Here is a 13,946-nt window from a genome sequence, read left to right on the forward strand (position 1 = left end):
GGTTCAAATGAAAGTCAAAATAGCGATACTTGTTGTATTGGTTTACTGTGGTAGTTTATTAGTTAATCTACCTGCTGCAGCTGTTGTCAGCTGGATGCCAGCTTCAACGGTTAAAATCAATAATGTTTCTGGTAGCCTATGGAATGGACAAGCCAAACAAATTATCATCAACCCTAAGGTTACGCTCCATAATGTGCAATGGAATGTTCAATTAAAAGCATTATTGAATTTAGCAATAGGTGCTGATGTCTCCTTTTATAATGGCCCTAATAAAATGTCAGGCAAAGGTTTTGTGCAATATGGTTTAACAGGTGCAAGCGCATCAAATGTTATGGTTGATTTAACCTCCGCAGAATTACTCACATTGATACCAACTAAATTACCAGTAAAAATAGAAGGTGATTTTTCTGCAGTTATTCAGCAGATAAAGCAAGGTGACCCTTATTGTGAGCAATTACAGGGAAGAGTGGTATGGCATAATGCCTTTGTTTATAGTCAAATGGGTAATGTAAATTTAGCTTCTCCTTCCGTAGACTTAGGATGTGATAATGGCAATATTACTGCTTTTGTCACTCAAGAATCTGAGCAATTAAATACAAACTTAGATATTAATCTTGGCGAGGGTGGTATCTACCAATTAAATGGTGAAATTCAAGGCACAGATAAACTCCCCCCATCGATAGCACAATCATTAACTTGGATTGGTCCTAAAAACGACAGCGGTGCAACCACTGTTAGTTTTAAAGGTGTGTTATAAGCGGTCTACGTTGTCTGAATTCACTCGCGAGCTCTTCGACGTGCAGTCTAAAATCGGCTTGCCGTTCCGTTCACTGATGATTGTAAGTGGAATGGTGAGTGGGATGAATAAATGTCGAATTTTAGAGGCCTGTGGTTTTTTATTGTTACTTCGAACAGTACGCCCTTTGTCCATTTCTGAGCTTTTTAAATAGGTTTAAAATCATTAATCTATTCAAACTGATAGTAGTCGCATAAATTCCTATAAAAACGGCGCTAAAGAGAAACAGCCCCTAGTAATTATCCATGTATAAATATACACTGTGTTTGTTTACAGTTTTTTATTGCTTGGAGTTCATAATGAAAGAATTAACCAAACGCCAAGGCGAAGTCTTAGACGTTATTAAAGATCAGATTGCAAAAACTGGCATGCCTCCTACGCGTGTTGAATTAGCGAAAATACTTGGGTTTAAAAGCGCCAATGCAGCAGAAGAGCATTTGAAAGCTTTAGCACGTAAAGGTGCAATTGAAATATTGTCAGGCACCTCTCGTGGTATTCGTGTTGTTAGCGACCATAAAGATAATGAAATAGTGGCCGATGAAGGTTTACCTTTAATTGGCAAAGTCGCTGCTGGTGAGCCTATTCTTGCTCAAGAGCATGTAGAAGCACATTACGATGTTGACCCCGCTTTATTTCATCCTGCGGCAGATTTTTTACTGCGCGTTGAAGGTGAAAGCATGAAAGATATTGGTATTATGGATGGCGACTTATTGGCTGTACATAAAACTCAAAACATAAACAATGGCCAAGTTGTAGTTGCGCGTGTTGAAGACAATGTCACCGTAAAACGTTTTTATCGTGATGGTAAGCAGATAACATTAAAAGCAGAAAATGCTTTATTTGATGCGATAAAGGTCGACTTAGAGTATCAATCTTTTGATATTGAAGGGATTGCGGTTGGGGTTATTCGTACTGCAGATTGGATGTAATTGGCAATTAGTGTTATTAATAACCCTCTTCCAAACTTATAGTGTGAATTAAATGAAACGTTTAATAATAATTTTTAGTGCGCTGTTAATGATTTTATTTTTTATTATCGGTAGCACCCAATCTTTTCATTTAGTTCACAGTAAAAATGATGCCTTAGTGTTACAACAGACACGGCAGCCATTACCTGAATTTGCCTTTGAAAAAGCTGGGGAAGTCGCTTTTACCAACCAATCTTTAAAAGGAAAGTGGACCTTATTTTTTGTGGGTTATACTTATTGCCCCGACGTTTGTCCAACCACATTAGCAGACCTAGACCGTATTTACCCAAGCTTAGCCAATGATCGAAATACAACCACACAAGTTGTATTTATTTCTGTTGATCCTAATCGAGATAAAGCAGAACAACTGGCAGATTATGTGCACTATTTTAATAAAGCATTTATTGGCGTAACCAGCACCCATCAACAACTTTGGCCATTTGTTACTCAATTAGGATTGATTTATAGCTTGGTTGAAGAGGGGGAAACTGATGATTTTTATTTAGTTGACCATAGTGCTTCTATTGTTCTAATCAATCCTGAAGGTGAGTTTCATGCCACGTTTAAATCGACAATTAATGCACAGGGCATTAATCATGTTGATATGGATTTAATGGTTGAAGATATTAAAGCAATACAGGCGAATTATTAAAAGCGCTAATGGATTTAGCCTCATTTAGGGTTGCTGCTAAATCAGTAAGGGCTGTTTACCGTTGAGTTGATGTATAAACTAAACGGTAGGTGATCGCAGTTTATAACTTTTTTGTCCAAAATAATGCACTACCAAACTCAGGATCCAGCTGATAATCAGAAAAGCCAAGGCGCTGATAAGCTTTACAAGCAATGGCATTACCACTTAATACTTCTAGCGTTATTTTGCAGCAATCCTGCTGTTTTGCGACTTCTTCAATTTTTTCAAATAAATGTTTAGTAAGGCCTTGGCCTCTAAAATCATTGTGTACGACAACATCATGAATATTAAATAATGGCTTACAAGCAAAAGTAGAGAAGCCTTCTATCGCAGTTAGTAATGCAGCTGGATGCTCATCACTAAAAATTAAAACAATAAAAACATCATTCCTAGCAAGCAAGTTTGTGATTAAGTTCTCTTTGGCAAAGTCACTCAAATCTTCACCTCCACCCATAGGGTCACAAGCATAATGCGACATTAAGCTTAAATAAGCCTGTGCATGTTGTGGATTATGTAAGTCCGCTACAACCGTTTGAATATTAAGCATTACTATTCCTTTTATTTTTAATTATTGGTGTTTTTTTAGTCTAACTAATGTATCAAAATTATTCTACATAAAGTGAGGACAAGCTGGTGGAAGCGCTAGCATCGATAAAAATAATCAAGGATCAACATAGGAAGTAGTTAACTTTTGACAATAATTGAGGTCAAAAAATAGAGATAAAAAATAAATACAGCTGCTAAATTAGATTTAAGTATTTAAAATAGTTACTTTAGTGTTAGACTTCTAGATGTCTAAAAGGCCATTTTAAGGAAGTAATTATGCCAATTCGTATTCCAGATGATTTACCTGCATCAAGTATTTTAAAATCTGAAAATATTTTTACGATGTCAGAAACACGAGCTAGTCACCAGAACATTCGTCCTCTGCGCGTTCTGATCCTTAATTTAATGCCTAAAAAAATTGAAACTGAAACGCAACTCATGCGTTTATTATCTAATACTCCCTTACAAGTTGATATTGAACTGTTACGAGTGGACGCTAGAGCAACACGAAATACACCGCAAAAGCATTTAGATAAGTTCTACGGTGACTTTGAGCGAATCAAAAATCGAAAATGGGATGGCTTTATTATTACTGGCGCACCACTTGGCACCATTCCGTTTGAAAATGTATATTATTGGGAAAAGTTCACGGAAATAGTTAACTGGTCTCGCCATAACGTTACCTCAACGCTATTTTTATGTTGGGCGGCACAAGCAGCATTAAACATACTGTATGGATTAGAGAAAGAAACCCGTGATGATAAACTCTCTGGTATTTATTCACACCGAACGTCACATCATCATCATCCACTAGTAAGAGGGTTTGACGATGAATTTTGGGCGCCATTATCTCGTTATGCTGAATTTAATAGCCGTACTATTAAAGATAAAACAGATTTAACAGTATTTGCAGATGCGCCTGATGCGGGAGTATATCTTGCGGCAAGTCCTGATTGTCGTCAGGTTTATATCACTGGGCACCCCGAATACGATGCAAATACACTAAATAACGAATATTTAAGAGACCTTGAAGAAGAGCTAGATCCGGTCATGCCAATTAACTATTACCCGAATGATGATGAGAATGAAATTCCACATGCAATTTGGCGTAGCCATGGAAATCTCTTATATAGCAACTGGCTAAATTATTGTGTTTATCAGGTAACACCATACGATCTCAGTGACTTAATCTAAATTTTGTAAATAATTTATAAAGATGAAAAATAGTACTGGAAAAGGTAAAAAGCTCTCCTACAATTATTAGTAGCTAAGAGAGCTTAAGAGGAGTAAAGTCAAATATAGGCAGTGCTTCTGCGCAGTTAGCAAGTTGGTTATTCAGGAAGCTTAGTTATTAAAATTAACTTCACAATCGCATTAAATGCACTTGACCAATTTAAGCATTTTCACGTTAACAAACATAAAACGGAGGTATAAGATTATTTTAAATTTTACTCGTACCAGTGTACTGAAACCGCATCAAAAACTGAGTTGTTAATTTAAACACTCACCTACCCAACGGGGTAATTAGATACAGTTTTAGAAGTTAATACTGGTTGTATTCATTAATACAGGAGGATTAATTATTTTTACGTTTTATCATTTTATTGAAAGTGGGTGTCAGAGTTAGGAGTTTATATTAGTTAACTCATTGCCAACGGGCGTTTCTAACATTCACTTTTATCAAATTAGATAGTGGATTATTTGTAAAGTTTTATTAGTATCAAGTTAGTTTTTATTATCGATATTAATGCCTCTTTTAATAGTCACAACTCAATTGTTCTTTATATTTTAAAGCGAGCTAAGTAGCTCGCTTTTTTTATATACAATTTTTACGACTCGATTGAAATCTTCCCTTTAAGCTAAGTTGCTTTCCTGCGCTGCCTAGATCACTTCCCTAATATAATTGCTATTACATTAGTGAATATATGACCTGTTTCAACCATCAAAAAATTCATAATTTATAACAGAATATTTCAAGATAGAAATGGCTTTGAAAGGTTATGACTACAAGTTTTATGCTATTATTGACACTCATTTTTTACTCAGAATAAAGTAGCAGGGAACTCTATGTCGATAAGTGATCGTAGTGCATTAATTAAAGCACAGTTAGAAAAGCACATTCTTCTGATCGATGGTGGTATGGGAACCATGATCCAGGACCATAAATTTGAAGAAGCTGACTTTCGTGGCGAACGTTTTAAAGACTGGAAAAGCGACTTAAAAGGCAATAACGATCTATTAGTTTTAACGCAGCCAGAAGTCATTGCTAATATTCATCGTGAATATTTAGATGCGGGTGCAGACATTCTTGAAACCAATACATTTAACGCAACAACCATTGCTATGGCTGATTATGCAATGGAATCTATTTCTGCTGAAATCAATTATGAAGCCGCACGTATTGCGCGTCGTGTTGCCGATGAAAAAACCGATGAAACACCTGACCGTCCTCGTTTTGTAGCGGGTGTGCTAGGTCCAACAAACCGTACTTGTTCAATCTCTCCTGATGTTAATGATCCTGCTTTTCGTAACGTTACTTTTGACGAACTGGTTGTTGCTTACATTGAATCGACTAAAGCCTTAATTAAAGGTGGTAGTGACTTAATTCTGATTGAAACTATCTTTGATACTTTAAACGCAAAAGCCGCTGTTTTTGCAGTTGAAACGGTATTCGAAGAGCTCGGTTATAAAATTCCTGTGATGATTTCCGGTACTATTACCGATGCATCGGGTCGTACATTATCAGGTCAAACAACAGAGGCTTTCTACAATTCATTGCGTCATGCGGAACCCCTAACATTCGGTTTAAACTGTGCCTTGGGTCCCGATGAGTTACGTCAATACGTACAAGAGATGTCGCGTATCTCAGAAACTTATGTTTCTGCACATCCTAATGCCGGTTTGCCCAATGCCTTTGGTGAATATGACTTAGAAGCCGATGAAATGTCGGTGCATATTAAAGAGTGGGCTGAAAGTGGCTTTTTAAATTTAGTGGGCGGTTGTTGTGGTACAACGCCTGCGCATATTAAGGCGATGGCTGATGCCGTTGCGGGTATCAAACCGCGCGAATTACCAGAGATTGAAGTTGCTTGTCGTTTAAGTGGTTTAGAGGCGTTAACTATTCGTTCTAGTTCACTCTTCCAAAATGTTGGTGAGCGAACAAACGTAACCGGTTCTGCCCGTTTTAAACGTTTAATTAAAGATGAATTATACGATGAAGCGCTTGAAGTAGCGTTGCATCAAGTAGAAGCTGGCGCAGATATTATCGATATTAATATGGATGAAGCGATGCTTGATTCATTATTTGCGATGAAGCGTTTCTTAAACCTATGTGCTTCTGAACCTGATATTTCACGCGTACCAATCATGGTTGATTCTTCTAAGTGGGAAATTTTAGAAGAAGGGCTTAAGTGTGTTCAAGGGAAAGGTATCGTTAACTCAATCAGTATGAAAGAGGGCGTTGATAACTTTATTCATCAAGCTAAATTGATTCGTCGTTACGGTTTTGCGGTAATTGTGATGGCCTTTGATGAAGACGGACAGGCGGATACCCGCGAGCGTAAATATGAAATTTGTAAGCGCTCCTATGACATTTTAGTTAACCAAGTTGGCTTTCCACCGGAAGATATCATTTTTGACCCTAATATTTTTGCTATTGCCACCGGGATCGAAGAGCATAATAACTATGCTGTAGACTTTATTGAAGCAGTGAAAGATATTAAAGATAACTTACCTCATGCAATGATTTCTGGCGGTGTTTCAAACGTATCTTTCTCATTCCGTGGTAACAATCCTGTACGTGAAGCGATTCACGCTGTATTTCTTTATTACTGTATTCAAAACGGGATGGATATGGGGATCGTAAACGCTGCACAGCTTGCGATTTATGATGATATTCCCAAAGAATTAAAAGATGCCGTTGAAGATGTGGTCTTAAATAAACATGCTAATGGCACAGATGCTTTATTAGAACTTGCAGAAAAATACCGTGGTGATGGCGCTGAAAAAGCAGACGAGACCAAAGTATTAGAATGGCGTAGTCTGCCCGTTAATGAACGTATTGCACATGCATTAGTTAAAGGCATTACAGAATTTATTGAAGAAGATACCGAAATAGCACGTCAAAATGTGGATATGCCAATCGAAGTGATTGAAGGGCCATTGATGGATGGCATGAATATCGTTGGTGATCTGTTCGGCGAAGGTAAAATGTTCTTACCGCAAGTGGTTAAATCTGCGCGGGTAATGAAGCAAGCCGTTGCTTATTTAAATCCATTTATTGAAGCGACTAAAGCAGTGGGTGCAACCAACGGTAAAGTAGTGATGGCAACCGTAAAAGGAGATGTACACGATATCGGTAAAAATATCGTAGGTGTTATTTTACAATGCAATAACTATGAAATTATCGACTTAGGTGTAATGGTACCCACTGAGAAAATCATTAAAACTGCGTTAGAACATAATGCGGATCTGATTGGATTATCGGGTTTGATTACTCCGTCATTAGATGAAATGGTATATGTAGCAAAAGAGATGCAACGGCAAGGACTAACTATTCCGTTGTTAATTGGCGGAGCAACCACTTCTAAAGCACATACCGCAGTAAAAATTGAACAAAATTACGATCAACCCGTGGTCTATGTATCGAATGCTTCTCGTGCGGTAGGTGTATGTCAAAAATTATTGAGTCCAAAGCATAAACCTGAATTTGTTGAAAAACTGAATTTAGATTATGACCGTGTACGAGTACAGCATGCCAATAAACGCCCACGCAGTGCACCAATTGGTTTAACACAAGCACGTGCTAATGGTGCTAAATTGGATTGGGTAAATTACAAACCCACTGTGCCTAATCAATTGGGTGTGCAAGTAGTAAAAAATATGTCGATTAATGTGTTACGTGATTATATCGACTGGACACCATTCTTTATGACATGGGGATTAGCAGGTAAATACCCACGTATCTTAAAAGATGAAGTCGTAGGTGAAGAAGCAACACGTCTGTTTGCAGATGCACTCGCTATGTTAGACACGGTTGAAGCTGCCGGTGAAATCAGTGCATCGGGTATTGTGGGGATTTTCCCCGCAAATCGTGTTGACGATAATATTGAAATTTATAGCGATGAAACGCGCTCTGAAATCTTGCAAGTGAGTCATCAATTACGTCAACAAACAGAGAAAAAGCCCCCCTTTGTGAATCACTCTTTAGCGGATTACATTGCTCCTAAATCATCAGGTGTCGCGGATTATATTGCAGCTTTTGCTGTAACAGGCGGGATTGGTGAGCGTGAAGTTGCTGAGCGATATAAAGCAGATAATGACGACTATAATGCCATTTTAGTGCAAGCTATTTGTGACCGTTTAGCCGAAGCCTTTGCTGAATATCTACATCAAAAAACACGTAAAGAGTATTGGGGTTTCGCCGCAAATGAGACCTTAGACAACGACGATTTAATTCGTGAAAAATACCAAGGTATTCGTCCTGCACCAGGTTATCCTGCATGCCCAGAACACAGTGAAAAAGCTGTGATTTGGGATTTAATGAATGTTGAGCAAGAAATTGGAATGGAATTAACATCAAGTTACGCCATGTACCCAGGTGCAGCTGTTTCGGGATGGATATTCTCTCATCCTGAAAGTCGTTATTTTGCTGTTGCCGGTATCCAACAAGATCAAGTAGAAGACTATGCACAACGTAAAGGTTGGGATATGTTAACTGCAGAACGTTGGTTAGGTCCAAACATCGGTTAGATCCATAGTTTGTTAATAAAATATTGAAGAATACGGCCAGTTTAGCTGGCTGTATTCATTTAAAACCTATCAAATGGCTGAACATATAGTAGCTATAGCTACTTAGTCGTTATGTACTTCAATGTTGAATCCGCCCATTATCGTTCATCATCTGAGTGCATATTTTTCACATAGATGTAGGTTTTGGTAAATGAATTAATGTTGTGATCTTGTCTTACGCAGGGTAAATAAATTAATTCAGTGCATGGCTAGAAACTTATTCAAGCTAACGCGCCTCTGCATATTTTTTATTGGAATGTCTTCAGAGTACCGGAATTTGTGTGGAATCAAAAAATATAGCCCCCTATCTAGAAATTGTCATTTATTTTGATTTTGTTCACATTTTTGATTCAAAGTATCGTCGTTAATTATCCTTAGCAGCAATCTAAAAAGAAGGCTGATACCAACATTTTATTTCACTCGATGTGAGCATTTTATTCTTCAGCAGTTTGTTTTAGCTCAGCAGGCGAGTCGGGTGGAGTGTAAGCTAACCCTATGAATAAAGGCGTAAACGATTTTTTTAGCCGCAAAAGGTAATTAGAACGATTATTCCCTATGTTTTTAATCATCTATCCGAAACTGACTGCTCTTTATTTTGAATCAGTTAATAAAATTAGGATCTGTGAGTGAATTAAATTCTCAGTTTTAACATTATGATTTGTTTTGATTTTGTTCACGTTTTTGGTTTTAGGTTTAATGGATAATCTTTGCTCAACATTAATCTTATGAGAGTGGCTGATGGTAGAGTTTGATCTGAGTACGGATAAGAATCGAATCATTCAGGAGTTTGTTCCTGGTAAGCAGATCACTTTAGCCCACCTCATTGCAAATCCTACTGAAGAGCTATGTGAACGAGTCGGTGTTGATAGCCAAGGAGCGATTGGAATATTGACTCTTACTCCAGGTGAAACATCGATCATTGCAGGTGATATTGCTACAAAGGCTGCTGATGTTGGAATTGGCTTTCTAGATCGATTTTCTGGTGCGTTGGTAATTACTGGTTCAGTTGCTTCCGTTGAAGAGGCCCTTAAAACGGTTATTCAAGTACTGGATGACAACCTTTCTTATACCACCTGTAAGCTAACCCGAACTTAGGTATTTATATGAGCAAAGATGGTTTAGCTAGTATTGCGATTATTGGAGAAGTTGATGCGGGTAAGTCTGCATTATTGGATAAGTTAATTGCTCAGAAAACTGCTACTGGTAAAACTCAGGCTCCTATCTTTTATTGCGGTCATGTTGTTGATACTCCTGGTGAATTTGTAGATAACAGGTCTTGGAACGGCGCTTTATTATCAACAATCGCCAGTGTTAAAACCATCGTTTGCTTACAACCTGCAAATGCGAAGCATTTTGCTGTCCCTAGTGGGCTGCTCAGAGTTTATCCAAATAAAAATATTGTTAGTGTGATTAGCAAAATTGACGCAAACGATGCTGATATTGCCAAAGCCTCTAAGCTATTCAAGCAGAATGGTTTACCTGAGCCATACTTGCAAATTTCGATTTTTGATCAAGCATCGATTGATAGTCTCTATCAACATTTATTAGCGCTGCAGTCCGACCCAGTGCATGTTGTATAAATACCAATAAGGATTGTAGTTAATGAAAATACTTATTTCGGCAGCTGATATTCGACGCGTAAAGTCTGAAAAAAAAACGTATATAGTTGCTCCTGCTAAAGATTTTATTATTACTCCAGAAGCTCGGGATCTAGCCAGTACCAACGAAATTGCTATTCTTGAACACGAAGTTGAGACTAATCTTAATCCTGCCTCTATGGCCACTAAAGAAGTAGAAGCTTCAACAACGTTAACGACCGCACAATCTATACAAGCAGAAATTGAGGCGAGATTACCCAATGTAGATGGAAGCCAAAGTGACTTAATAAAGTCGTTAGTGGCTAAGGCAATGGCTAATTTTGATAGTAAAGCGCCAGCTTCTCCACGTCAGATTAACGATGATGGAATCGTGATGATTCGTGGTAATGCGGTTGAATTAGAGGAGTTTGATGGTGCGCCCGGCAAGAATATTGGATTGACGGATGTTTTAGGCGCTGCAGATGGCAGTAACATGGGGGTGGGTTATATGGGCTGGGAAAATGCTTTTTTTCCTTGGACCCTAAATTATGATGAAGTTAATGTGGTACTCGAAGGTGAATTACATGTGAAAACTGCATCCGGTACTACGATAGGTAAACCGGGTGATGTGGTTTTTATTCCTAAAGGTAGCTCTGTAGAGTTTGGTACACCAACCCACGTCCGTTATGTCTATGTGACCTACCCAGCAGAATGGTCGTAACCAATGACTAGTGTGTCTGACCCTAAATTTATTACTGAAGATTATCTACGTCAGCACTTCGGTTTAGCCCATGGTAGTGAGATTCAACTTACCCCTGGGTGTCGATTCACGCCCGCTGCACATGGGCTTTTGAACGATAAGAATATCAAAGTGCGCTGGCGTGACGAAAAAGGTCAGATGTTTATCGCTGAAAGTAGATCTGTTTCCAATGATGAGTCCGCAGACGTGCTAGTTAAGGTACACCCATTAAAAAGCAATAACATACGTCCTAAGAATGGCTGTTTGTTATGTGGCTCAGAAGTTGTAGATAAGCCTGCACTCATGACGCATCTTAATGACAAATTACTGGTACCCAAAACACATCCTAGAATTGAGCTGCGAGGCAAACTAGATAGCTGCATTAGTTATTGTGTCATCGTACAAACACAGATGGAAGAAAGCCCTCCCATGTTAAAAGGGTTTGTCGCAGATATTCGTTCCTATCTTGGACATGTACTACAAGCTGAAGTAACAGAACGAGAGTTGGAATTACCTGGATTAGGCGATTTTTGTGCTGACACAATTCATCAGTGGTCACATTATCCTCTCAAGTATTTAGAGCATGACCATATGCTACCAGATGTGAGTTATGGACCACTCGTTGCTCAACTGAATTACCTGCGTGCACTCATTCGAGAGCTGGAATTAATTTCTAGCCGAGTCTTTTTAGATGCCAGCATGCAACTTTCTCGTCCGGACATCATTGCTGGTCTCAATAGATTGTCGAGTGCAGTCTACGTGGTCATGATTCTGACCTGGCAATGTCAGAACGGGAAACAATCGTTGTTAGGGGAATTGCATAATGGAACTGCTTGAACGCTGTAGGGCTCAGTGCCGAAAACAGCCGAAGCGCATTGTTTTCCCTGATTCTGCAGATGTCCGTTTGTTGCATGCTGCTAATGAACTTAAATTACAGGGGTTAGCTGAGCCTATTTTGTTAGGTAACCCTTTTATGTTACGTGATCGGGCCCATCAAAGTGGGATTGCAGTACCCAGTTTAACTACTCTGACACCGGAATTTGCAGGTTGTTTTGATCAGATGGTTAGCCTTTATATGGCAAAGCAGAAGAAACCGATTAGCAAAGAGGATGCAGAGGAATTATTAAAACAACCACTGTATTTTTCTATGATGATGGTTGAACAGGGGTATGCCGATATTTGTATTGGCGGCAATATTTCTTCTACTGGTGACATGATCCGAGCCGCTATTAAAGGTGTTGGTGTATTACCTGGAGCCAAAACGGTCTCAAGCTTTTTCTTGATGCTTTCTCCCGATGGCAGTCAAGTGCATGCATTTTCAGATGCTGGGGTGATTCCTGAACCTACAGTCGAACAGTTGGCTGATATCGCCATCGATACAGCCACTAATTATAAGCGTTTAACTGGAATAGAGCCAAAAGTCGCGATGTTGTCTTTCTCGACTAAAGGCAGTGCGAAACATCCGGCTGCCAGTAAGATGCTAGAAGCGACGGAATTAGTAAAGCAGCGCGCGCCAGATTTGATTATTGACGGTGAAGTACAGTTCGATGCTGCATTTGTGCCTTCTGTCGCAGCTCAGAAAATGCCTAACAGTCCTTTGGTTGGGCAGGCTAATGTATTTATTTTCCCGTCGTTAAATGCGGGCAATATTGCGTACAAGGTGGCGCAGCGTCTGGGGGGGTATATCGCCCTAGGGCCTATGCTACAAGGGCTTGCACACCCTGTACACGATTTGTCACGTGGTTGCAGTGCTGACGATATTGTAGACATTGCCGTATTGGCATCAAATATATGTGATTAACATATTAACTTGTTGAATTTTAAGGAGAACATAATGGAAGCACTGGGCATTATTGAAACAAAAGGCATGACTGCATTAATTGAAGCGTCGGATGCGATGGTAAAAGCCGCGCGTGTTGAGCTGGTTGGTTACAAACAAATTGGTTCGGGTATCGTATCTGCCATGGTACGTGGTGATGTGGCTGCCTGCAAAGCAGCAACAGATGCAGGTGCTGCTGCTGCACAACGACTTGGTGAATTGGTTGCAGTACATGTAATCCCTCGTCCGCATTCAGATCTGGAAGGTATTTTTCCAATTTCTAATGCTGAAAAAACGACAGTTCCAGCAACTAAATCGACTAACAAAAAATAATTAACTCATTTTAAGGAAATAAAAATGGATGCTTTAGGTATTTTAGAAACAAAAGGTCTTACTGCACTGATTGAAGCATCAGATGCAATGGTAAAAGCCGCACAGGTTGAATTAGTGGGTTACCAGCAAATTGGTTCTGGCTATGTCACTGCTTTTATCCGTGGCGATGTCGCCTCTTGTAAAGCGGCGACTGATGCAGGTTCTGTTGTCGCTCAACGCCTTGGTGAGTTAATTGCTGTTCATGTGATTCCTCGCCCACACAGTGATCTGGAAAAAATATTTCCAATTAAAGCTAAGTAGTAGCCTCCTTCCAAGCCATATAGGGCTGAAGGTGGTGTTGAATAAAAAGGATAACTCATGAGAATAGCTCGCGTAATTGGCCATGTAATCGCCACAGTACGAAGTAACAACATGAGAATGGATAAGTTGTGTTTAGTTGAGTATATCGATAAACAAGGCAAGTCTTCTGGTGATGTTCATGTGGCAATGGACCAACTTGGGGCGGGTGAAGGTGAATGGGTCTTGGTTGTTGCAGGTAGTTCTGCACGAACTGCTTATAGCAGTGCGGAACAAGCCTCCCCAGTTGACCTTTGTGTTGTTGGTATTATTGACATAGTCGCATCTGAAGACGGGCAAATATATTGCAAATAGCAACAGTAAAAATAGTTAAGTAGCGATAACTCGTGT

At 39.2% G+C, this 13,946-nt stretch carries 14 protein-coding genes; 13 read left to right on the forward strand and 1 reads right to left on the reverse strand.

Features of this window, described 5'->3' with window-relative positions:
- Positions 1–7 precede the first annotated feature (7 nt).
- The 3 genes from H5084_RS13770 to H5084_RS13780 all read left to right on the forward strand — a co-directional run bounded on the left by H5084_RS13770 (position 8) and on the right by H5084_RS13780 (position 2,416).
- Positions 8–757 carry a type II secretion system protein N gene (locus tag H5084_RS13770; RefSeq protein WP_182690836.1) on the forward strand — a complete coding sequence of 250 codons (750 nt, stop codon included), beginning with the start codon at positions 8–10 and terminating at the stop codon, positions 755–757.
- Between the two features lie 338 nt (positions 758–1,095).
- Complete coding sequence (gene lexA / locus H5084_RS13775) at positions 1,096–1,725, forward strand: transcriptional repressor LexA (RefSeq protein ID WP_028867796.1); 630 nt, start codon at positions 1,096–1,098, stop codon at positions 1,723–1,725.
- Positions 1,726–1,777: 52 nt separating this feature from the next.
- A complete protein-coding gene (locus H5084_RS13780) occupies positions 1,778–2,416 on the forward strand; it encodes an SCO family protein (RefSeq protein ID WP_182690837.1) in 639 nt (212 codons plus the stop codon).
- Positions 2,417–2,516: 100 nt separating this feature from the next.
- On the opposite strand, the gene H5084_RS13785 is transcribed toward H5084_RS13780, so the two are convergent.
- Positions 2,517–3,002: a GNAT family N-acetyltransferase gene (locus H5084_RS13785; protein ID WP_182690839.1), complete on the reverse strand. Its 486-nt coding sequence runs from the start codon at positions 3,000–3,002 to the stop codon at positions 2,517–2,519.
- Positions 3,003–3,277: 275 nt separating this feature from the next.
- On the opposite strand from H5084_RS13785, the gene metA reads away from it, so the two are divergent.
- From metA to H5084_RS13835, 10 genes are all read left to right on the forward strand, one after another.
- Positions 3,278–4,195 carry a homoserine O-succinyltransferase gene (gene metA / locus H5084_RS13790; protein ID WP_182690841.1) on the forward strand — a complete coding sequence of 306 codons (918 nt, stop codon included), beginning with the start codon at positions 3,278–3,280 and terminating at the stop codon, positions 4,193–4,195.
- Between the two features lie 873 nt (positions 4,196–5,068).
- Positions 5,069–8,752 (forward strand): methionine synthase, encoded by a 3,684-nt coding sequence (gene metH / locus H5084_RS13795; RefSeq protein WP_182690843.1) that lies wholly within the window; start codon positions 5,069–5,071, stop codon positions 8,750–8,752.
- 792 nt (positions 8,753–9,544) lie between these two features.
- Positions 9,545–9,886, forward strand: coding sequence for an ethanolamine utilization microcompartment protein EutS (gene eutS / locus H5084_RS13800; protein ID WP_409077639.1), 342 nt, complete (start codon positions 9,545–9,547; stop codon positions 9,884–9,886).
- Between the two features lie 8 nt (positions 9,887–9,894).
- Positions 9,895–10,371 carry a EutP/PduV family microcompartment system protein gene (locus H5084_RS13805; protein ID WP_028867790.1) on the forward strand — a complete coding sequence of 159 codons (477 nt, stop codon included), beginning with the start codon at positions 9,895–9,897 and terminating at the stop codon, positions 10,369–10,371.
- Between the two features lie 22 nt (positions 10,372–10,393).
- The gene (gene eutQ / locus H5084_RS13810) at positions 10,394–11,089 is read left to right on the forward strand and encodes an ethanolamine utilization acetate kinase EutQ (RefSeq protein ID WP_182690845.1); all 696 of its coding nucleotides are present in this window, start codon (positions 10,394–10,396) and stop codon (positions 11,087–11,089) included.
- 3 nt (positions 11,090–11,092) lie between these two features.
- Positions 11,093–11,944 carry an ethanolamine utilization cob(I)yrinic acid a,c-diamide adenosyltransferase EutT gene (gene eutT / locus H5084_RS13815; RefSeq protein WP_028867788.1) on the forward strand — a complete coding sequence of 284 codons (852 nt, stop codon included), beginning with the start codon at positions 11,093–11,095 and terminating at the stop codon, positions 11,942–11,944.
- A complete protein-coding gene (pta, locus tag H5084_RS13820; RefSeq protein ID WP_028867787.1) occupies positions 11,931–12,908 on the forward strand; it encodes a phosphate acetyltransferase in 978 nt (325 codons plus the stop codon). Before eutT ends, pta begins: the two co-directional genes overlap by 14 nt.
- Before the next feature lie 33 nt (positions 12,909–12,941).
- Positions 12,942–13,259, forward strand: coding sequence for an ethanolamine utilization microcompartment protein EutM (gene eutM, locus H5084_RS13825; RefSeq protein ID WP_028867786.1), 318 nt, complete (start codon positions 12,942–12,944; stop codon positions 13,257–13,259).
- Positions 13,260–13,283: 24 nt separating this feature from the next.
- Positions 13,284–13,559: an ethanolamine utilization microcompartment protein EutM gene (eutM, locus tag H5084_RS13830; RefSeq protein ID WP_028867785.1), complete on the forward strand. Its 276-nt coding sequence runs from the start codon at positions 13,284–13,286 to the stop codon at positions 13,557–13,559.
- A gap of 57 nt (positions 13,560–13,616) precedes the next feature.
- Positions 13,617–13,910: a EutN/CcmL family microcompartment protein gene (locus H5084_RS13835; RefSeq protein ID WP_182690847.1), complete on the forward strand. Its 294-nt coding sequence runs from the start codon at positions 13,617–13,619 to the stop codon at positions 13,908–13,910.
- Positions 13,911–13,946: the final 36 nt, after the last annotated feature.

The organism is Psychromonas sp. SR45-3 (assembly GCF_014163575.1).
Taxonomy (GTDB): domain Bacteria; phylum Pseudomonadota; class Gammaproteobacteria; order Enterobacterales; family Psychromonadaceae; genus Psychromonas; species Psychromonas arctica.